General features: G+C 61.1%; 18 protein-coding genes. 12 read left to right on the forward strand and 6 right to left on the reverse strand.

Annotation, left to right across the window (positions count from 1 at the left end):
* Window positions 1-3: 3 nt before the first annotated feature.
* The gene (locus FHS06_RS05265) at window positions 4-990 is read left to right on the forward strand and encodes a glycosyltransferase (protein ID WP_167046356.1); all 987 of its coding nucleotides are present in this window, start codon (window positions 4-6) and stop codon (window positions 988-990) included.
* A gap of 49 nt (window positions 991-1039) precedes the next feature.
* Here the strand turns inward: FHS06_RS05265 and FHS06_RS05270 are convergent, their stop codons facing one another.
* Together FHS06_RS05270 and FHS06_RS14400 are read right to left on the reverse strand one after the other, a co-directional pair.
* A complete protein-coding gene (locus tag FHS06_RS05270) occupies window positions 1040-2302 on the reverse strand; it encodes a UDP-N-acetylglucosamine 1-carboxyvinyltransferase (protein WP_167046359.1) in 1263 nt (420 codons plus the stop codon).
* The gene (locus FHS06_RS14400; RefSeq protein WP_424960767.1) at window positions 2295-3194 is read right to left on the reverse strand and encodes a serine O-acetyltransferase; all 900 of its coding nucleotides are present in this window, start codon (window positions 3192-3194) and stop codon (window positions 2295-2297) included. The genes FHS06_RS05270 and FHS06_RS14400 overlap by 8 nt, the downstream gene beginning before the upstream one ends.
* 227 nt (window positions 3195-3421) lie before the next feature.
* Here FHS06_RS14400 and FHS06_RS05280 point away from each other — a divergent pair, with 227 nt between their 5' ends.
* Complete coding sequence (locus FHS06_RS05280; protein WP_167046365.1) at window positions 3422-4681, forward strand: O-antigen ligase family protein; 1260 nt, start codon at window positions 3422-3424, stop codon at window positions 4679-4681.
* A gap of 1203 nt (window positions 4682-5884) precedes the next feature.
* Here FHS06_RS05280 and FHS06_RS05285 read toward each other — a convergent pair.
* Entirely contained in the window at window positions 5885-7249 is a 1365-nt protein-coding gene (locus FHS06_RS05285; RefSeq protein ID WP_167046368.1) for a tyrosine-protein kinase domain-containing protein, read from the reverse strand.
* A 179-nt stretch (window positions 7250-7428) separates the two neighbouring features.
* On the opposite strand from FHS06_RS05285, the gene FHS06_RS05290 reads away from it, so the two are divergent.
* The 7 genes from FHS06_RS05290 to FHS06_RS05320 all read left to right on the forward strand — a co-directional run bounded on the left by FHS06_RS05290 (window position 7429) and on the right by FHS06_RS05320 (window position 14745).
* Window positions 7429-8913: a sugar transferase gene (locus FHS06_RS05290; RefSeq protein ID WP_341779882.1), complete on the forward strand. Its 1485-nt coding sequence runs from the start codon at window positions 7429-7431 to the stop codon at window positions 8911-8913.
* 115 nt (window positions 8914-9028) lie between these two features.
* Window positions 9029-10105, forward strand: coding sequence for a FecCD family ABC transporter permease (locus tag FHS06_RS05295; RefSeq protein ID WP_310734854.1), 1077 nt, complete (start codon window positions 9029-9031; stop codon window positions 10103-10105).
* A gap of 37 nt (window positions 10106-10142) precedes the next feature.
* Entirely contained in the window at window positions 10143-11135 is a 993-nt protein-coding gene (locus FHS06_RS05300) for an ABC transporter substrate-binding protein (RefSeq protein WP_167046371.1), read from the forward strand.
* On the forward strand, window positions 11132-11923 hold the full coding sequence (locus tag FHS06_RS05305; protein WP_167046374.1) for an ABC transporter ATP-binding protein: 792 nt from the start codon (window positions 11132-11134) through the stop codon (window positions 11921-11923). Before FHS06_RS05300 ends, FHS06_RS05305 begins: the two co-directional genes overlap by 4 nt.
* Complete coding sequence (locus FHS06_RS05310) at window positions 11916-12710, forward strand: class I SAM-dependent methyltransferase (protein WP_167046377.1); 795 nt, start codon at window positions 11916-11918, stop codon at window positions 12708-12710. The genes FHS06_RS05305 and FHS06_RS05310 overlap by 8 nt, the downstream gene beginning before the upstream one ends.
* A 133-nt stretch (window positions 12711-12843) precedes the next feature.
* Window positions 12844-13278, forward strand: coding sequence for an Hsp20/alpha crystallin family protein (locus tag FHS06_RS05315; protein ID WP_167046380.1), 435 nt, complete (start codon window positions 12844-12846; stop codon window positions 13276-13278).
* 126 nt (window positions 13279-13404) lie between these two features.
* Window positions 13405-14745, forward strand: coding sequence for an amidohydrolase family protein (locus FHS06_RS05320; RefSeq protein ID WP_167046383.1), 1341 nt, complete (start codon window positions 13405-13407; stop codon window positions 14743-14745).
* Window position 14746: 1 nt separating this feature from the next.
* On the opposite strand, the gene FHS06_RS05325 is transcribed toward FHS06_RS05320, so the two are convergent.
* Together FHS06_RS05325 and FHS06_RS05330 are read right to left on the reverse strand one after the other, a co-directional pair.
* Window positions 14747-15418: a hypothetical protein gene (locus FHS06_RS05325; protein ID WP_220476522.1), complete on the reverse strand. Its 672-nt coding sequence runs from the start codon at window positions 15416-15418 to the stop codon at window positions 14747-14749.
* A gap of 10 nt (window positions 15419-15428) precedes the next feature.
* Entirely contained in the window at window positions 15429-16379 is a 951-nt protein-coding gene (locus tag FHS06_RS05330; protein ID WP_167046386.1) for a hypothetical protein, read from the reverse strand.
* A gap of 203 nt (window positions 16380-16582) precedes the next feature.
* Here FHS06_RS05330 and FHS06_RS05335 point away from each other — a divergent pair, with 203 nt between their 5' ends.
* Complete coding sequence (locus tag FHS06_RS05335) at window positions 16583-17161, forward strand: phosphoribosyltransferase family protein (RefSeq protein ID WP_167046389.1); 579 nt, start codon at window positions 16583-16585, stop codon at window positions 17159-17161.
* An 86-nt stretch (window positions 17162-17247) separates the two neighbouring features.
* Here FHS06_RS05335 and FHS06_RS05340 read toward each other — a convergent pair whose 3' ends face one another.
* Window positions 17248-18018, reverse strand: a complete 771-nt coding sequence (locus FHS06_RS05340) for an IclR family transcriptional regulator (protein WP_167046392.1) — start codon at window positions 18016-18018, stop codon at window positions 17248-17250.
* Window positions 18019-18222: 204 nt separating this feature from the next.
* On the opposite strand from FHS06_RS05340, the gene FHS06_RS05345 reads away from it, so the two are divergent.
* Window positions 18223-19173: a carbohydrate ABC transporter permease gene (locus FHS06_RS05345; RefSeq protein ID WP_167046395.1), complete on the forward strand. Its 951-nt coding sequence runs from the start codon at window positions 18223-18225 to the stop codon at window positions 19171-19173.
* Window positions 19170-20072, forward strand: coding sequence for a carbohydrate ABC transporter permease (locus FHS06_RS05350; protein ID WP_167046397.1), 903 nt, complete (start codon window positions 19170-19172; stop codon window positions 20070-20072). The genes FHS06_RS05345 and FHS06_RS05350 overlap by 4 nt, the downstream gene beginning before the upstream one ends.
* Window positions 20073-20109 lie beyond the last annotated feature (37 nt).

Here is a 20109-nt window from a genome sequence, read left to right on the forward strand (position 1 = left end):
CTCATGAAAGTATCAGTTATTGCCGGTTTTTATAATCGTGCACCCGTCCTCGAGCGAACGCTACGCTCACTCGTTGCGCAGAGCCTAACCGATATTGAGATATTGATCTTTGATGACGCTTCTTCCGACAACACATCGTCAGTTATGACGCGGCTGCAAGACGAACTGCAGGATTCGCGAATCCGATATGTGAGGTACGAGAATAACCGGGGCTTCGCTCAAGGCTTGCGGGACGCCGTAGCGATGACAAAAGGCGAATTCATCGCTATTCAGGGCTCGGGTGACGTTTCCCTGCCTCAACGTTTAGAGATGCAATCCGCAATTCTCGAAAGCCGACCAGATGTTGGCGCTGTGGGATGCTGGTATACAAACATAGAGGAGGATAGCGGAATAGCTCGCGTACGGCGGCCGGACGCTGACAATACTGACTTTGATGCCCTGCTACGAGGAAATGTATTCTCGCACGGTGAGGTTATGATTCGCCGATCTTACTATGACGCGGTCGGGGGATATCGTCCCGAGTTCAAGAATTGTCAAGATTACGATTTATGGCTTCGCATCGCGCAAGTGTCGCGCATCGCGACCGTTCCGCAAGTGCTTTATGAGCGTTTCATTCAATTTGATGGCGTCACATACGACGTGCGAAAACTGGCTTTGCAAAGTCGCTATTCAATCTTTGCTCGCCGACTTGCGCAGCTCGGCGAGATTGAAACGAGTGCATCCCTTGAACGCCTGCGCGTCGATGGGATAGAAGCAGTTGTTCCGCTGTCCGACCGATCACTGCAAAAAAAGTATGTGCGAGGCTGTATCAGATTCGCGGTTTGGGGTGCTTCAGGAGATGCAGTGACTATGGCGAAGGGCTATATAGCGAGTGGGTGGAAAAGACGCGCTTTAATCTTATTTGCGAAAACATTTAATGCGCGATTTTTTGCGCCCGGTAGATTTGTTGCCCACGCTGTTCTCGGCGTGCGACGAAACCGTGATCGCTAGAACCTCGCCCCTGAGTGAAGCCCAAGCACGTCACCTTTGTCGGGCTCTTCTATTCCCAGCGGAGATCTGCCCCGAGAGCGTTCAGCTTTTCAGCGAAATTGACGTAGCCCCTCTCAATCTGCCAGGCATTGGTTATTGTTGTGACACCATCCGCGAATAAACCGCAGAGAGCAAGCGCCGCCCCGGCTCGCAGGTCGAGCGCATTAACGTGCGCTCCGTGGAGTTGTCCGCCTCGGCCGTGAATCCTCAGTAAGTCACCATCGATTTCGTGCTCGAGACCCATACGCGCCATCTCATGCGCGTAGCCATAACGACCTGGAAAACGAAGGTCGATAATCCGCGATTCTCCCCGGGACTTGGCTGCCCACGCGGCGAGTATCGGCTGTACGTCTGAGTTGATCCCAGGGTGCGGGCCGGTGCTGATCTCAATGGGGTAACAATTGCTCCCGCGCACTATGAGGGAGTCCTCGCCTCTGTACATTTTCGCGCCAGCTGAGTCTAGGTGAGCGAGTACAACTTCAAGGTCTTTATATGGGAAGTCCTCGATCTCGACGTCCCCTTCTGTGACGACAGCTGCAGCAAGCCACGTGATCGCTTCCATGTTGTCAGGTATGACGCTGTGTCGTGTGCCGTGAAGCACATCGACACCCTGTATTTCGATATGTTCCTGGCCGAACACGCGAATACGTGCTCCCATTGAGTTGAGCATTTCGATCAGGTCGAGGATCTCGGGCCGGATGTGGGGATTCCAGACGCGGGTAGTTCCTCGTGCTAGTGAGCCAGCCAAGATCGCATTCTCGGTGGCTCCCGTGGAACGAATGGGAAGATGGATGTCCGCACCGACTAGGCCGTTTGGTGCCTCAGCATGAAGGTAACCGTCGTCATCATCCCAAACCCGAGCTCCCAGAGCCGTCAAAAGCATTACGTGAAGATCGAACTTGCGTTCACCGAGCCGGCAGCCGCCAGGCAGCGGGACGCTTCCCGAGCCAAACCGCGTTGTGAGTGCTCCCAAGATCAGCAGCGTGTTGCGAATAGAGCGCCCAGGCCATTGCAACTTAGTCTGCAACGATGTTTTCTCGGAGATTAGAACTGCGGTGTCTCCGAGTATTTGTGATGACTTTCCAAGTGCGCGCAGCATCTCCACGTGTACCTGCGTGTCCAAAAGCGACGCCGGGTAATTGTCAAGCTCGACCGTGTCAGATGTCAAAATGCTTGCAGCCAGTAGCCGTAGCGCCGAGTTTTTTGCACCATCGAGCTTCACGCGTCCCTCGAGTCGTGCTTTTTGAACAAAAAGGGTATTGCGTTCACTCATTCTCGGTTCTCCGATCGAGGGGGTTCGGGACTTGCCGATCAACGACGCGAGCGGGGGCCCCGACAGCAGTGGAGCCGTCCGGGACGTCGCGGATAACTACAGAATTGGCTCCGATGATGCAATTTTTGCCAATCGTGATGTCTCCGACAATCACCGCTCCCGCGAATATGACTGTGTCATCTCCGATCGTGGGGTACCGCCCACGCTGCCAATCCCCTGTACGGGCACCACCTAGGGTCACATGCTGGTAGATAGCAACGCGCTCGCCAAGCCGCACCCCCTCTCCGACAACTACGCCAGTAGGGTGCTTGAGGTCGAGCGACAAAGGAAAGTGCGCTTTGTGAGAGATGAATATTCCGTACTTTCGCTGCATTCTTGCCTCAATGAATTTCGCGAAAGCGACATTCCCGGCCTCGCGGGCGTGCACCAAGGCCCGCAGATGAACCTTGATCCTGGGGCGGACGCCTCCGAATAACCAGATCTTCATGGCTTTGCGAAACTTAATCACCGCGTGAACATCCATCTTCTCCTCAAATAACCGGACAATAGCTCTACGCGACATTGCGGTTTGGTTTGAGGGGAGAACCCCTTTCCACCGTCTTGCAGCGGATTTCGGAGGGGGTGAAGCGATCGCTGCGTCTCCGTCATCATACCGGCTGTTGGGAACGGGCTGAAGAACCATCCACCTACTCGGGAACGGCGCCGATGCGAGAGCGCGTATAAGGCTCGCCGCGGTCATTTGGGGACAGTGGCGACGAGCTGCATTGCGGATCTGTTCGTTGCAGAGTGCGCCGGAAGCTGCGGCTGAGTCGGCGGTAGCGCCTTCCCCGCGCCGAGCTTCACACGAGTCCCGCGACGGTTCCGCCAACAGATCTTCGACTCCACCCACCATCGACGTGGCTGTGTACGTGAGTCCGCCGCCTGGCTGAAGAACACGAAGTTATATTGGGCGCGCCACCCTGTCGCCGATGACTCCGGTAGATTGTCCACATGGTTTCGCCGGGCGATTTTGCAAGCAAGCCTGCCCGTGCGGCAACGCTGAGATCACGAGCGAGCTCACCTCGGCCACACCTTGATGAAGCCGCGTCTGTTCGCTTCGCAACTATTCTCGTGTGGTCCGTGGCTTTCTATCCAGTTCTCTGGCTCACGGGCTTAGGTGGCATCTACATGGTGCTGATGGCAGTGCCAAGTTCGCTTTATTTAGTACGATCGCGTGTGTCGCGCCCGGGCGTTCTCGCTCTCTTAGTCGGCGCGACCATCGGTATCTCAATTCCAGTCGGTATCGCGGCCTTCGGTTTCGACGGCGCTCGCTTGATCGGGGCTGTCGCCAACATGTGTGTTTGGCTCGTACTTGCGGCTGCACTGACTGCGGCAGCGCACGTCGATTTCCGTGGACGTTTGCTGAAGGCACTAAGTCTCGCCGTCATAGCGCAGGCGCTGCTGATCTTGGCCTCGGCTGCTATCTATCCGCGAAAACTGCCCGTTCCGCTGCTTGATTCAGTCGCCGCCCGTCTGCCATCGGGCATTGGTGCATTTGCGGATAACGCGCTCTACGTTTCCAGTTGGCTCGGGGGGGCCGCCTTCCGTACATCTGGCATATGGGCTAATCCAACCTGGGCTGCCGCGACTGCGAGCTTGGTGATTCTCGTCACTATATTTAGCGAAGGTATCCGCCCGCGGAAGACGCTCGCCGCGCTTGCGCTATTCGCTGGCGGAGTGGCTGTTTATTTTGGGTTGAGTCGGACGTCTTATAGCTTGCTCGCCGCCGGTCTGGTTGTTGGCCTTCTCATGAAGCTACGGCGGCGGTCTCAACTGTTGTTCCTCGGTGCCATTGCAATAGCTATTCCAGTTTTCGTCGCGATTTTACTCGCGGGTCAGGGCGCGATCTCTTCCTTTTTCGAAGAAGTCGACGGCGCTCGCTCTGGCTCTTCTAAGTCTCGGGGGGAGGTATATGCGACGACCTGGGACTATATTCTGAGAAATCCGTTCCCGCTTCTCGGCTACGGTCTGAAGCCGCAGGTTGAGGGCCTAGTGGCGAGCGTGGGTACGCTTTCTACCTATCTCGGCCTTGCGTTTCGCGCTGGCCTGCTCGGGCTGCTTCTGTTCGCGGCCTTGCTTTTTTTGCTTGCGCGAAGGTGCTTTCATCAGGGCTCCGCGAGCGGCATGGTCGTTGTAGTGTTCATAGCTATTTGGGCTGTTATTGCTGATATGGACGCGGGGCACTTAGTGCCGCTATTTCTTGTTTTCTGCGTGCATCCCGAGCCCCCCAATCTCAGATTTGGCCGGGCCCGCCTCAGGAGCCGTGGTTCTCCACTGGCTGCCCGCCGAAAACATGAAACACGAAAGGATTTGCCCGTTTCTGATTCCGAAGCGCTCTGAACTTCGGCTCTAGCTTGAGTGCCGAAATGTAGAATGTTCGGAATACTTCGGTATCGGCCTTCGAGGCTATCCGACTGCCGATAAAGCGGCCGAATGGTTGGGTTCGAGCACGGTCCCTTCACCCCCAGCGTTAACTTTCGCCTTCGGGCGTTGTGCGATGGCACCCTATGGCGGTCTATCGGGTAGCGGGACGGGCGCTACGTACGTAGCTTTCGACGAACATCGGGGTTGAGCGACAACTTCTGAAAGTAGCCGCGAAGTTCGTGCTGTTCACATGGTCCGCATGGCGCGCGGCACACCGGTTTCACGCCGTGCGCCCGCTCGGTTGCGGCGCAGCGCAGCGGGCATCATCTTTGATGTGCCTGGAGGGGAGTTTTGGGTCAACGCCGAAGGCGTAGTTCAGCTCACTGATGTGCAACGAGTATGTCGAGTCGGCATCCCATAAACGGGGCACGGTTGATGTCGTAGTCAGTGCCAAGTTCGTCAAGGGGCCAGTGGGGATGAGAGGCGCGCTGCACCGAGGACATGGCGTAGCGGCATCTGCATACGCTCGAGAAGCGTTCCAGCTCGATATCTGCAACTTGAATTCTCGAGACTCATCGGCGACGACGAGCAGAAGCCCGAAGCCTAAAACGCGTCGCGAGCCTTCGTGAGCGTTTGAGGCTGGTACTGCCGCAGCACGTCTGAGAGGCGTAAGGGGGCGGCTGGCGCCAAGGCATAGTAGTGCCTCGCGCCGACGTGAGCGCGCCGCACTTCGCTACCAAGGGAGTTCTTCGGTAGCGACCTCCTTCAAGATTCGTTGCAGAGGCGTCTGCTCGTAGATTCGGGTATGGAAGGCACGAAACGAGCCATTTTCATAGGTAGTGCTCATTCGGTCGGCGCGACCCGGCTGTGTCTGATCATGACAGTTCGGATATTGTCGTGACGTCGATTTTGGCTTGATTTAGCCACTTCCACAGCTCCCTGGGGTGCTCGCCCCCGAAGGCAGAGCGACCCACTCAAGCTTGTTGCTCGGCTCCTGAGTGACTCACGGAGATACGTCGATCGTTGGAACTGTGGATTTCGCGACGAGATCAGTCAAATCTGGCAGCACTTTATGTCGTGCCTCGCCTGCGACGCTCTGGTCATAATCAAACGGTTCAATCGCCCGTTGAGACCGGGCAATCCTATGTGCGGCTCGTCGGGGGTCACGCCTCGAAGAATTCACACAGGATCCGCGGAGTAAGACCCATACCCATACCCATACCCATATGCGTCTGCCCCGCGTGTCGGGACCATCGTGAGCACGACCCCACCCAACTTGGCGCCGACGGTATCAAGCGCGTCGAGTGCCCTATCAAGTTGGTGTGTTGTTGTGTGCCCGGCGGCAGCGATCAAGATGGCAGCCGACGTGTTTTTGGCGAGAATCGCCGCATCGGTGACGGGAAGGAGCGGCGGCGCATCGAGCAGCACGATATCGAAGTCTCGAGCAAATGCCTCTAGCAGCTGCGCCATCTGCTTTGATCCAAGAAGCTCGCTCGGGTTAGGCGGAACCTTGCCAGCTGGGAGTACATATAGCGGGCGGTTTCCCCATGGCAACATAACGTCCGACACCTTCGTGCGTCCGATCAAAACGTCGGTTAGGCCGACACCTCCCTCGATGCCGAGGTACTCAGCAACTTTGGGCTTCCGTAGGTCAGTGTCGAGTAGCGCGACACGCTTGCCTGCGTCAGCGAGCGCAATAGCGAGATTCGTCGTTGTCGTTGATTTACCCTCACTTGGCATGCTAGACGTCACGACAAAGCTGTGTCCTCCGTCCATCTCGAGGAACTGCAGGTTGGTTCTGAGTGAGCGGAAGGCTTCCGCTCGCACATTCTGTGGATCGGCGTGCAAAATAATCGGTCGTTCGGACGCCTTTGGGTCAAAGGGAATGGAACCTATGAGAGGCCGATCTGTAAGCTGCTCGATATCGCGAGCGGTGCGCACCTTGTTGTCAAGTACCGTCCTCAGTACGGCAAAAGCAACTCCGATCGCGAGGCCGACCAGAGCGCCGAGGATGAGGTTTAGTGGAACATCGGGGCTCACCGGACGGCTGGGCGCTACCGCGTCTTTTACTCTGGTCAGCTTCACCGGGCTCACATCTTGCCCGTCCGGCGTCTCAATCGTTTCGACTGACGACGTAAGGCTTGCGCCGAGGGCATTCGCTATGTCGGCGGCGAGGACCGGATTCGCATTCTCCACGCTGATCTCGATCAAAGTGGTGTTGGCGGGACTAGATGCAGTGACACTTGCTGCGAGCTGGTCGGACGTCATGTCTAAGCTGAGATCTGCAACTACGGGATTCATTACGATCGGCGTCTCAACTAGGTTGACGTACGTTGCAACGCGGGCTTGCGTAAATGAGTTTCCCTGCTGCAACTCGGCAACCGTGGTGCCCGATTGGGTCGAGACGAAAACTTGGCTCCGCGCCTCGTAAAGCGGCGTTCTGGATAGCGAGTATGCAGCCGCCACCCCAACGCCCACGAGCACTGCGATCACAATTATCAGCCAGTTCTTGCGAAGGATACGGATGTAGTCGGTGAGCTCCATGACGCCTCTCGGTGTGGGTTCTCGATCATCCTGCCATATGCGGTGTTCGCAACCTGTTTCGCACCCGTCCGTCACACAGTTTTTGCTGACCGCTGCTAGGCTCGCGCGCAGACGCCATCAGTATTAATCGCGTCGACTTTCTCAAGAAGAGAGGCTCGAGGTTCACAGTGAGTTCGAAGGTGGAAAAGTCCTTCGATGGTGCGTCGGCGAGGACTACCCCGGCCCGGCAGAGCTGGCGCAAAGGATATGGCCGACGACTATTCATTACTGACCTTCTTGTGCTCGTATGGGTTGTATACGGTAGTCAGATTGCTTGGTTTGGCAACGGAAGCGCTCAAGTCGCCATGAGCTATGACATTCGTATCACTGCTCCGTCATATTGGGTTGCTTCTGCTGTATTGATCCTTCTCTGGATGCTTGCACTCGCCGCAAATGACACTCGTAGCGACCGCATTTTCGGCTCCGGAAACGCTGAGTACGTGCGTGTGACGATGGCAAGCCTCAATCTTTTCGGAATCGTTGCGATCGTTGCATTCCTCGCCAAGATAGATATCGCACGTGGGTACCTCCTGATCGCGCTGCCCGCGGGCATTTTGATGCTTCTCGTCTCTCGTTGGTTGTGGCGCCAGTGGCTCGTGGCGAAGCGGCTCGGTGGGAATTACAGTGCGCGCGTACTTCTGGTCGGGTCAAGTGCTTCAGTGGCCGCGATCGCTCGCGAGCTTGGGCGCTCGCGTAGCTCGGGTTATGTCGTGGTTGGGGCGTGCATGCCTCGCGAGCAGCTCTCTTCGACGGTGCCGGGTACCGACATTCCTGTGCTTGGTTCGGTCGATGACGTGCGCGATGCGATGACTGCTGTGGGCGCTGACACCGTCGCCGTCACAAGCACCGATGATCTTCCGCCCAACAAGGTCAAGGAAATCTCGTGGGGGCTCGAGGCAGGCCGACAGCACCTCGTGATTGCGCCGAGCATGCTCGACATTGCTGGGCCGCGCATTCACACGCGACCAGTCGCAGGCCTTCCGCTCATCCATGTGGAGACGCCTCGCTTCTCGGCTGGTCAGCGGTTCTTGAAGCGTGCCGTCGATCTCGTAGCCAGCGTGCTCGGCGTGATTGTGCTGTCGCCTCTTCTGCTCGTGCTCACTGTGCTGGTGTCGGCGACGAGCATGGGCCCCGTGTTCTTCATGCAGACCCGCGTTGGATATCACGGCCGCGAGTTCAAGATGATCAAGTTCCGTTCGATGGTCGTCAACGCTGAGGAACTACTCGCTGACCTTCGAGCGAAGCAGCGTGATTCTGGCAACGAAGTGCTGTTCAAGATGAAAGACGATCCGCGCATCACCGGGATCGGTCGATTCATGCGCAAGTACAGCCTTGATGAGTTGCCTCAACTGTTCAACGTAATTGGTGGGTCGATGTCGTTGGTTGGGCCGCGGCCGCCATTGCCAAGTGAGGTCGCGCTGTATGCGCAGCACGTACACCGTCGCTTTTTGGCGAAGCCAGGGATCACCGGGCTGTGGCAGGTGAGTGGGCGCTCGTCACTCTCGTGGGAAGAATCCGTGCGCCTTGACCTCTCGTACGTCGAGAACTGGAGCATGATGGGCGACCTCGTCATCATTGGGAAGACAGCTAAAGCTGCACTCGCTCCCGGCGACACCGCGCACTGAACCAGTGCGAAGAGAGTGTCGCGCTGAGATTCACCTGACCGGGCGAGCCTGGCTGGAATGCTGAGTGAGCAGCAGAGGATTTCCCCCCGCTACTGATAATGGTTATCGTTAGTGCGTGACATTTGCTCTCGACCGGCCTCGCGTTGTCGCCGATCGACTTCGCCGTGATCGGCGACAGGGTGCGTGGCGGATCGGGGGATTGGCGGCATCCGCTCTGGTCATTGCGTTAGTTGCGATGGGGATCGGGCCGGTCGCAATCGACCCTGCAACCGTCGTGAGCGTGTTGGCTCACCACCTCTTTGGAGCGCCGCTGCCAGTGGGCACCGATGACATTGCGCAGCAGATCGTATGGGGCACTCGTGCACCGCGCGTGGCGATGGCGGTCGTCGCCGGCGCGGGGCTCGCAATGGCGGGTGCCGTGCTGCAGTCACTCGTGCGCAACGACCTTGCCGATCCATATTTGATGGGCGTGAACGCGGGTGCCTCGACGGGCGTTGCGCTTGTCGTGCTGGTGATTGGCGGGGCCAGTGGCCTGTTGCTCTCGGGTGCAGCGTTGCTCGGCGCTGTTGCTGCCACCGCGCTTGTGGTGTTGATCGCCGGAACCGCTCGCACCCGTGGTCCGTTTCGACTCGTGCTTGCCGGACTCGCTGTGGGCTACGCGCTAAATGCGGCCACGAGCTTTTTGCTGTTCTGGTCAGATTCGCCCGAGGCCGCGCGCTCGGTGCTCTTCTGGTTGCTCGGGTCTATTGCGACAGTACAGCCCACCGTGCTGATCGCTGCCGTTGTGACCGTCGCTGCGGCAGCGATCTTTTTCACCAGCCTTAGCCCGCGCATCGACGCCCTCGCCTCGGGCGACGACTCGGCGCTCGCAGCTGGGCTCGACCCGGAGAAGTGGCGATTCGGGTTGATGGCTGCGGCATCCGCTCTCGTGGGTGTCGTTGTTGCGGGAGTGGGCGGGGTCGGCTTTATCGGCCTTGTCGTGCCGCACCTCGCCCGCGCGATCGTTGGCGGTCGAAGCCGACTCGTGCTGCCCGCGAGCGCCGCACTCGGTGCCGGTCTGCTCGTACTTGCCGACACCGTGGCGCGAACAGCGCTGTCTCCGCAAGAGATTCCCGTGGGTGTTGTGACCGGCGTGATCGGCGCGCCCTTCTTGCTCTTTCTGCTCCGCCGCTCAGGCCGCGCTGGCGACTGAACTTTTTCACCCTGTTTCACCTGAAAGGAAACACCACATGATGACCCCTGCCCGCCCCTGGGCCGCTCTGGCTCTCGCGACCGGCGCTGTGCTTATGCTCGCCGGATGCTCCACAGTGGCTGATGCCTCTGGTTCAACCTCGGCTTCTGCTGCTATCACTCTCGACAACTGCGGGTCGGAGGTGACGCTCGATGGGCCCGCGAAACGCATAGTGCTCGTGAACAATGACGCGCTCGCCGACATCGAAGCGCTCGATGCGATTGATCGCGTGGTCGCTGTCACTTCAACGCCGCAAGAAGGCCTCTACGGCGACACCACCTATTCGGCGCTTCAGAACCTCGATGTGCTCTCGACCGAGAAGAACGCCACCGGCGGCTCGGTCGTGTCGCAAGAAGCCATCATCGGTGCAGACCCAGACCTGGTGATCGCACCCGAAAACGCCGTCGACCGCGATGCGCTCGCCGCCGCCGGCATCGCCCTGTACACGCCGACGGCATACTGCTCAGACCCGCCGCCGGAGCTTCTCGAAACTGCCACGTTTGACCGCGTGTGGAACGAGATCACTACCTACGGTGAGCTGCTGGGCGAACAAGATCAGGCGGCCGACGTGATCGCCGGGGCGAAAGCCGACCTCGCATCGGTGCCATCATCGTCAGTCGGTACGGCGGCTGCGCTCTACGTCTCGTCGGGCGGAACAGTGCTCTCGCCCTACGGCGGGCCCAGCATGGTGACCCCGGTGTTTGCTGCGGCCGGCCTTGAGAATGTCTACGCCGACCAAGACGAGCGCGTCTTCGACGTGAACATCGAAGACATCATTTCGCGAGACCCCGAAACGATCGTGCTGCTCTCATCGGCTGCCGACCCCAACGAGACGAAGGATGCCTTTCTCTCATCTCCCGGCGTCGACTCGCTCTCGGCAGTGAAGAACGATCGCGTGATCGTGCTGGCGTTTCCCTACACCGACCCGCCCAGCATCCTGTCGACTCGCGGGCCCGCAGTGCTCGCTGACGCGCTAGCCGACCTGTCGTGATTACGGCAGACGGCGTGGCGGTACGGTTCGGTCGCCGCGAGGTGCTGAGCGGTATCGACCTCGCCGTCTGCCCCGGCACAGTGACCGGAATTGTGGGACCGAACGGCAGCGGCAAATCAACCCTGCTGCGAGCCATGCTCGGGGCCGTGCCAGTGAGCGCTGGCCGGGTGCTGCTAGACGGTCGTGATCTGCGGCGAGTGCCCCGGCGCTCGATCGCGCAACGAGTGGCGTTTGTGGGGCAGAACGTGGGCGGTGACCCCGCACTGCGAGTGGCCGACGAAGTGGCGCTCGCCGGGATTGCGCGCGGGCGCGGCGGCGCCTCGTTTGACCTCGACGTGGCGCGAGCGCTCGATGCCGTGGGTCTTGGTGATCGCGCGCACTCGGCGCTCGGAACCCTGTCTGGCGGCGAACGCCAGCGGGTGTCGATCGCCCGCGCGATCGCGCAAAACGCCGAGGTCGTGCTGCTGGATGAGCCGACCAATCACCTCGACGTGCGCCACCGGCTCGAGCTCGCCGCAATGCTGCGAGGCATCGCCCCCACGGTGGTGATCGTGCTGCACGACCTCGACCTGGCAGCCCACGTGTGCGACCACGTCGTTGTGCTCAACGAGGGGCGAGTGGCGGCGGCGGGCAGCGCCGACAAGGTGCTTGTGCCCGCGGTGCTCGACGAGGTCTACGGCGTGGAGGTGGTCGCCACGCAGGGCGGCGGCGGCGTGCGGTCGCTGACGTTTCGGCTGCCCGCCGATGTTGTTGATGGATATATGAAAAGAAGGAACTTAGATGAGTGAGAACACAATGCTGGATCGGGCTTTGGTTGCGCGCGAGCTGATCGCGCGCTGGGATGCGCAGCAGACCGGGTACATTCGTCGGCGCGCTGAGCGCTTTGACACGATCGGGCGGACTGTCGCCCACGTGTGCACCGGGGTGGCCGAGCCGCGCGTGCTGGATCTTGCGGGCGGGGCCGGGTCTCTCGGGGCAGCGGTGCTCGAACATGTGCCGACGGCACATGTGGTGGTCGCAGACAAAGACCCCGCCCTGTTGGCGCTCGCGCGCGATGCATGGGCGGGAGACGCCCGCGTTGAGGTGGCACAGATCGACCTCGACTCGGATGCGTGGGTGCGGCATCCGGCGATTGTTGCGGGTGAGTTCGACGCTGTCGTGAGCTCGACGGCACTGCATTGGCTGAGCCCTGATGCGCTGGTGCGCGTGTACTTCGCGCTCTCGGCGCTCGTGCGACCGGGCGGAATCGTGCTGAACGGCGATCACCTCAGCTACGACGCCGTGAGCGAGCCGGCCATGCGCGCCCTTGCGCTGAGCGACGACGCCGAGATGCAGCGCGACACGTTCGGCGCGGGCGTCGACACGTGGGACGAATGGTGGGATGCCGTGGCGGCATCGGGCGCGTACGGCACCGAGCTTGCCGCGCGCGACGAAGTGTGGGGGAGTGAGCTGCACGAACCGCCACTCAAAGTGACGCTGGGCTTTCACCTGGAGACGCTGCGAAGTGCCGGCTTTGCGCAGGCAGGCACCGTGTGGCAATACCTTGACGACCATGTCTTGTACGGGATGCGGTAGCCCGGAATTCCGGCGCAAAACTCAGGAAATTTTGAGCTTTTGGCGCTTAGCACTCTATGGGTGAGAGTGCTAAATTATTCGTACTTGAGTGATAAGCACTCAAGTCTTCGATTCGGAAGGAGATTGATTCATTATGGCTATGTCTTTTGATCCTTTCAGCGAGCTGGACCGCCTCACGTCTGGCCTGCTTCAGGCACGTTCCGGACCCCGAGTGATGCCAGTGGATCTCTACCGAGACCAGGACCGCTACGTGCTGAACGCGGATCTACCGGGCGTCGACCCGGGCTCGGTCGATGTTGACGTTGACGGTCAGCTGCTCACGATTCGCGCGCAGCGTACGGCCGGCTCAGCCGACGGCGCCAAATGGCTCGCACAGGAGCGACCCGCTGGCAGCTACCTGCGTCAGTTCAGCATTGGCGAGGGCGTCGACACCGCTGGCATCTCAGCGTCGTACGACAACGGGGTGCTCAGCGTGATCATTCCGGTGAGCGAGAAAGCAAAGCCGCGAAAGATCGCTGTGCACTCGCAGAACACCGGGGCTGAGAAGCAGAAAACCATCGCAAGTTAGCGCAGTGCTCATCCCGCGTGGGGTGGGGCCCGTTTGTCGGGCTCCACCCCACGCTTTTTTGTCGCTGCGGCCCCGCGTGCCTGTCCGGTAACCGCGGCGAAACGGCAACCGCGTAGCGTGCGGTGAATGAGCGAAGAGCTGGGCATCCGTAGGGGTTTCGACACCGTCATTGCCGACGCGACGATCGTGACGATGAACCCGGCGCGCGATGTCGTGTCGGGGTGGGTCGGGATTTCGGACGGGCTCATCGCAGCGGTTGATTCTGGGCCTGTGCCCGATGGCGTGCACGCGGAACAGTGGGTGTCGGCCGGCGGGGGGATCGTGCATCCGGGGTATGTGAGCGTGCACCAACACACAGCGGACACCCTCGCGCGCGGCGAGGCAGGCGAAGCCCGGGAGTTCTTCGACTGGCTGTTTGGTGTGTACTACGAGAGCGTGCTCGGGCTGTCGAACGACGATGTTCGAACGGCCGCGACCCTTGCCGCGGGCGACCTGCAGCGGGCCGGAATCACGACGGTTCTCGACTGCTGGGGCGTGGGAGATGCCGGGTCGCCGCGTTCGCGCGCGGCGCTCGAGACCACGATTGCGGTCGCCGAAGCGAGCGGGTTGCGGTGGATTGTCGCGCCGATGGTGTCGGATTCCATGCCCTCGGCGTGGGGCCCGGTTCTCGACTCTGCGGCCGCATCGTCGCGGGTGGGGTTCGCGGCCGAGCGGCTCTATGGGGCAACCGCCGACGTGCTCGAATTCGCCGAGTGGGCTTCGTCGCTGTCGACCTCACGGGTACCGGTGTGGACGAGCGTCGAACTGCCCGAAATGGCAAGCGACGAGCTGTTGCGCGGGCTCGCTGCGGTGGCCACTGATGCAGGCCAAGGGTTCACCACGCACTTGTGCGCGTCAGTGCCGGGAGCTGCCGGAATCGACGGTGAACGAGCGGTCGCGCGCCTCGAACGGCTCGCGGTTTATGAGGGGCGCATGGTCGGAGCACACCTGACCTTTACTGACTCGGCGGAGCGTGATGCGCTCGCCGCCGGGGGAGTCGGGGCCGCACACTGCGCTGCATCGACGATGTTCGGCGGCGGCTCGCACAGTGCCCTCGGGGAGCTGCGTGCTTCTGGCGTGACCGTCGGCCTCGGGCTCGACAACGCCTCGCTCAACACGACGACCGACATGGTCGGCGAGATGCGACACGTGCTCGCGTTCGACCGGTCAGCGGGCAGTGGCCCATCACGCCTCACGGCAGCGGATGCCTTGGCCCTCGCCACCATCGACGGTGCACGCGTGCTCGGGCTCGAAGACAGCATCGGCTCGATCGAAGTCGGCAAAGACGCCGACCTCGTGCTCGTCGACACGTCTGGCCCGTGGTGGCGGCCCGACGTCGACGCGGCAACCGGGATTGTGTTGCGGTCGCGGGCAGACGACATCCGTATGGTCTTCGCGCGTGGCGCGGTCGTGCACTCGCGGGGTTAGCTCAGCTGGCACGCCTCTTGGTTGCAGAAGGCAACAGCGCGGCGGCTGCGACGAAGAAGCAGAGTGCGCCGATGAAGGTCGAGTTGCCCGCAAGCGTGGCGTTTCGCACGCCGCCCGTTGACGTCACGATCGCAGCGACAGCCGAGATGCCGAAGGCCACTGACCCGCCCAGGTTGAGGAGAGTGCTCCACCATGCGGTGTCACGCGGAGCCCACAGCTCGCGCTCGCGCACCAGCGGCACCAGGGCCAGCACACTGCTGATGAGGAAGGCCAGGGAGCCCGCGGCATCCGGAGCCCACACGTAGTCGCGCTCGGCGGTGATAGTTGAAGCTTGGAGCGCAGCGCCCGTGCTGACGTTGAACAACACAGTGCCGATGAGCTGCACTGCGGCCGACAACCACATCGCGCGCACAACGATGCCGGGGGCAGTCGGGTGCTCGTCTTGTGCTGCATGGCTCGGAGAACCGGTGAGAAGAAACTGCATGCCGGCGGCAGCAGTGAAAAAGATCGCGCCGACAAAGAACGACCAGTTGGCGAGGGCCGATGACATCCAGGCGGCGAAAAACGGTGCGGAGCCGAAAGCGAAAAATGCCGAGCCGATCATGAACGACCAGCTCTGAGTGCGCAGCGACGGACGAACCGTAATTCTGCTGCCGGTATGAATCGTGCTCACGGGTGCGCCTCTACTGCAGCGTGACGAGCGCGTCGCCGGCCCACACGAGCGTGGCAGTGTCGTCGGGGGCTACCGCGACGGGCTGAGCGGGGTCGGTGCCCTCGGCGCATTGACTCGCTTCGGGCGTCGAAAGGTCGCCGGTAGCAAAGCGGGTGACGAGGATGCCGGAGCACGAGGCATCCGTTGTGGCAACTGCGAGAGTGTCGGAGGTGAGCCCGACCGTCAGTGCTCCGGAGATGGGCAGCTGCGACCACGTCTGGTCGTCGGCCAGCACCGATGCCGTGCCGTCGTCGCAAGTGACGGCGGCAGTGCCGCTGACGCTTCGAAGCGACGTGGGGGAGGCGCAGGGAGTGGCAACATCACCGGCGGGAGTGACGACCTGGCCCGGGTTTTGCGGGTTGAGGTAGGTGGATTCCGCCAAAACTTCGGGGTAGAACTCCCAGAAGCTGCCCTGCGTGAAGGTGCGAAGCGCCTGAGGGGTGCAGTCGGTGTCGTCGTCTTCAACGGAGGCTGTGGCAACGATCTCGGCCTCGGTGCCAGCGAAACCGTCGAGCGAAAGAATCTGCGTGACCCCGCGGTAGAGCGGCGTGATGTCGGCGAAAGTCGCGCCGCCATCGGTCGACTTTTCAAGCAGCGGGTCTGCGCCCGTGCACGACCCCGCCACAGCACGCCAAATGGCATCGTCGCCGACCGCGAGAAAACGCACCGTCGACGGGTCGATCTGCACCGCCGCCGGAGCCTCGGGCGACGGAGATGAGTCAGGCGTCGACGTCGAGCGCGGTGTGAAGGTGGGAACCGGGGCCACCGTCTCACCCGCGTAAGGATCTTCTCTGGACTGCTGCAGTGCAAAAACCGACAGCGCGCCCACGCCGACCGCGAGTACCGCCACAATCACCCATGCCACCCACCTGCGTGCCTCATGCGGGGGTCGCGGCGTGCGTCGGCTACGGCGGTTGCTCATAGGGCGTCCTCGGAATCGTGCGGCGAACTCAAACGTGAGGTGCGGTGCTCGTGAGCAAACGCGGCAACATGTCGCCAGGCGTCTACCCGGAAGGTACCAAGCCAGACTAGTGCGATACCCGCACTGTCCCCGGTCGAGACAGGCGTGAAAATCGGATGCCGTGGCGAAACAGTCCTGAAACCGGCAGGGCATAACGTCAGATCATGGTTGCAGAAACGTTCGATGCGCAGGTCGGTAGCCAGCGCATCACACTTCCGGTCATCCCGGTGGGATTAGACCTCTCGATCGCGCTCATGATGGTGATCGATCATGGTGTGTCATTCGTTGACACCGCAGGCCGGGAGCTTGCCGAACACTTCGACGAGATGCGACCAGAGATTGTGGTCGCACCAGCGACGCTCGGCATCCCGATCGCCATCGCTGTCACGCGGGCTCTCGGCCTTGACGATTACCTCATCTTGCAGAAGACCCGCAAAGTGCACCTCGGTGATGCGCTCGAAGAACCCGTGCACGCGATCACGTCAACGAACCCGCAGTCGCTCTTGCTCGACCGCGCACGCCTGGCGTCGGTCGCCGCGCGCCGCGTGCTCTTCGTCGACGACGTGATCTCGTCGGGATCATCGGTGAAGGCAGCGCTCACGCTGCTGCAACGAGCCGGCGCCGACATCGTGGGGGTCGGGTCGCTGCTCGTCGAGGGTGAGGGGTGGCCCGACGTGCTCGACGAGTACAGCGACAGGTTGTATGCCCTCGGGCGCATTCCGCTCTTTCCGCACGACTCGTAGCTTCTCGCAGCGGCGTCCGGTCGGAGAATAGCGATCAGTCGGACGGATGCTGGGCGCAGCATCCGAGGGAGTGCGAATCTCCGACGTTACTGAGCGCGCGGCCCGTGGTAGCCCAGCACAGAGCTGATGCGATCGGCCTTTTCGATCGCGATACGGCCGAGTTCGTCTTGAGTGTGCTCGAGGTCGATCGTGGTGCGCGGGCCCGAGATCGAAATGGCCGCCATAACCCGCCCGCGCTGATCGACGATGCCCGCGGCGACAGAGGCGCGTCCGAGTACGAACTCCTCTACTTCGGTGGCGTACCCGCGACGCGCAATGACGGCGGCCTCTCGATCCAGCGCAACCGGCTCGGTGATGGTGAACTCGGTGTAGGCAGTGAGAACGAGAGCTCGGCGTTCCGATGAGGTCAAGCCCACCAGCGCCGATTTACCGATGCTCGTGGCGTGAAGGGGTACACGTTGGCCCATCAACGTGTGCGACTTGGGAGAACGGCGCCCCTCGAAGTTGCAGAGGTACACCAACTCGGCCCCGCGCCGCACTGCCAGGTTGACCCCCAGCCCTAGCTCGAATGCCAGGTCTTGGGCGATCTGACGCCCGGCACGATGAATGGGATTCTCGTTGATCGCGACGCCGGCAAGGGTGAGAAGCTCAGCGCCCAGAAAGTACAGCGACGTGAGCGGGTCGCGTTCGACCAGCCCCGCGCTTTCGAGCGTTGCCAAAAGGCGCGAGGCGGTCGACTGGGTGATGTGGGCTGCACGCGCCACATCACCGACGCGCAGCGGCTGACCGTCAGAGAAGGACTCGAGCACGGCAACGGCTTTCTCCACGCTCTGGTTGGTGCTCTTATCGGCGGACATGTCGCTCCCTTGCGAAGGATCGTGTCACAGCGATGCCGACGTGGCAATGCTGTTGCTATTACTGTCATTCACATAGTGCATGACAGTTGCACAAAGTGCGAATCGTGTGCACCATGTTCATATTGCAGCGTGCAACACCGAATCGGCCCGCGGGAACTCACCGACGAGTCCTCCGATACGGAGCAAACGCTACGAGGGACAACGATGACCATATCCACCGCACCGGGCAGCGCTCGCGTCGGCCACCGGCGAGGTGCCGCACTCTCGGAGCGCTCCTTCCTGTTCTTCTTGCTCGCCCCCGGCGTGCTGTTGCTCGCGGGCGTCGTGTTATACCCGCTCATCCGCTCGCTGGCATCCGCTTTCTTCGAAGAAAGCTTGCTGTACCCCGGCGCTGTCTTTGTCGGCTTGAACAACGTCGCCGAAGTCATGAGCACCGAGTTCATCCCGCTGACCACACAAACGCTGATCTTCACCGTGGGGTCGACGGTGGCCCCTTTCGTTCTGGGGCTCGCTCTTGCTCTCGTGCTAAACCAGCGCTTTCGCGGGCAAACCTTCTTGCGCGGGGCGTTCTTGATTCCGTGGCTGATTCCCGGCGTCGTCGTCTCCTTCTTGTGGATGTGGATCTTCGACGCCAATTACGGCGTGCTCAACGGCATCTTGATGAGCGCTGGGATGATCGACAGCCCGATCGCGTGGCTGTTTCAGACCGACACGGCTCGGGCGGCACTCATCGTGGCTAAGACGTGGAACTCCTTCCCATGGATCATGGTCATGTTGCTCGCGGGGCTGCAAGCGGTGCCGGTTGAACTTCACGAAGCCGCAGCGATGGACGGCGCGGGCGCCATCCGGCGATTCTTCGCCGTGACATGGCCACACATCAGCGGCATCGCCGGACTCGTCGTGCTGCTCGAGTTCATCTGGAACTTCCAGCACTTCGACATGATCTTCGTGCTCACCGGGGGCGGCCCCGCCGGCACCACCGCTACCTATGCGACAGCCGTCTACGACACCGCTTTCAAAGGGTACGACCTCGGGCATGCCGGAGCGCTCGGCTTGGTTTGGATGCTTCTTCTCAGCGTGCTGGTCGTCATCTACGTCTGGCTCTCAGAACGTGGCGAAAGAGAAATGCGCACAGCCAAGGGAGGGCAACAATGAGCGTAAAAGAGGCAGTCGCCGTGCCGTCATCCCTCATCTCAGATGTGGCTTCCCCGTCGGCCGATAGAGTGCGCCGACGTGGCAAGCCCCGATGGGCGATGTGGATTGCTCTCGTGGTGGTTGCGCTTTTCACCTTCTTGCCGATCTACTGGCTGCTTGTCACTTCGCTGACACCAGAAAACCAGGTCTTCACCTTTCCGCCGCGCATCTGGCCGCAGCAAGTCACGCTGGAGCACTACGCCAGCGTGTTGGGAAACCCGGAGATCTTCGGATATCTGCGTAACAGCGTGATCGTGTCGGTGATCACGGCAGTGCTGTCGGTCGTGGTGTCGATGTATATGGGTTTCGCATTCTCGAAATACCGATTCGCGGGCCGCAAATCACTCATGTACTTCGTGCTGTCGAGCCAAATGTTTCCGCAGGCGCTGCTCCTCGTGACGCTCTACCTCGTCTTTGCACAGTTCGGGCTTCTCAACACTTACCTCGCGCTGATCATCTCGTTCACAACGTTCACGCTGCCCCTGTGCGTGTGGATGCTCAAGGGGTTCTTCGATGCCCTTCCCGACGACCTCATCGAAGCCGCGCGCATCGATGGCGCGGGCCCCTGGCGAATTTTTCACTCCGTGATCCTGCCGCTGGCGGCGCCGGGCCTCGTCGCGGCGGGACTTTTCGCGTTCGTGCGCGGGTGGAACGACTTCATCTTTGCGTTGACACTCGCCGGACCCGATAAGCAAACGCTCCCACCAGGCCTGGTCAATACCTACATCAGCGAAGCGAGCACATCCTGGCCGGCACTCATGGCGGCATCCCTGCTCGTCTCGGTGCCCGTCTGCGTCGTCTTCATCTTCTTGCAGCGCTTTCTCGTGGGCGGCATTACCGCGGGCGCCGTCAAAGGTTGACTCTTCCATCACCCCGTTTCGTATTCAGAGGAGAATA

Source organism: Microbacterium halimionae (assembly GCF_011761265.1).
GTDB classification, from domain to species: domain Bacteria; phylum Actinomycetota; class Actinomycetes; order Actinomycetales; family Microbacteriaceae; genus Microbacterium; species Microbacterium halimionae.

Excerpts from the sequence above, each read along its gene's own strand:
- FHS06_RS05285 (WP_167046368.1), bottom strand. The coding sequence starts at position 7,249 with ATGGAGCTCACCGACTACATCCGTATCCTTCGCAAGAACTGGCTGATA.
- FHS06_RS05345 (WP_167046395.1), top strand. The coding sequence starts at position 18,223 with ATGACCATATCCACCGCACCGGGCAGCGCTCGCGTCGGCCACCGGCGA.
- FHS06_RS05320 (WP_167046383.1), top strand. The coding sequence starts at position 13,405 with ATGAGCGAAGAGCTGGGCATCCGTAGGGGTTTCGACACCGTCATTGCC.
- FHS06_RS14400 (WP_424960767.1), bottom strand. The coding sequence starts at position 3,194 with ATGGTGGGTGGAGTCGAAGATCTGTTGGCGGAACCGTCGCGGGACTCG.
- FHS06_RS05330 (WP_167046386.1), bottom strand. The coding sequence starts at position 16,379 with ATGAGCAACCGCCGTAGCCGACGCACGCCGCGACCCCCGCATGAGGCA.
- FHS06_RS05315 (WP_167046380.1), top strand. The coding sequence starts at position 12,844 with ATGGCTATGTCTTTTGATCCTTTCAGCGAGCTGGACCGCCTCACGTCT.
- FHS06_RS05335 (WP_167046389.1), top strand. The coding sequence starts at position 16,583 with ATGGTTGCAGAAACGTTCGATGCGCAGGTCGGTAGCCAGCGCATCACA.
- FHS06_RS05300 (WP_167046371.1), top strand. The coding sequence starts at position 10,143 with ATGATGACCCCTGCCCGCCCCTGGGCCGCTCTGGCTCTCGCGACCGGC.
- FHS06_RS05310 (WP_167046377.1), top strand. The coding sequence starts at position 11,916 with ATGAGTGAGAACACAATGCTGGATCGGGCTTTGGTTGCGCGCGAGCTG.
- FHS06_RS05270 (WP_167046359.1), bottom strand. The coding sequence starts at position 2,302 with ATGAGTGAACGCAATACCCTTTTTGTTCAAAAAGCACGACTCGAGGGA.
- FHS06_RS05350 (WP_167046397.1), top strand. The coding sequence starts at position 19,170 with ATGAGCGTAAAAGAGGCAGTCGCCGTGCCGTCATCCCTCATCTCAGAT.
- FHS06_RS05340 (WP_167046392.1), bottom strand. The coding sequence starts at position 18,018 with ATGTCCGCCGATAAGAGCACCAACCAGAGCGTGGAGAAAGCCGTTGCC.
- FHS06_RS05265 (WP_167046356.1), top strand. The coding sequence starts at position 4 with ATGAAAGTATCAGTTATTGCCGGTTTTTATAATCGTGCACCCGTCCTC.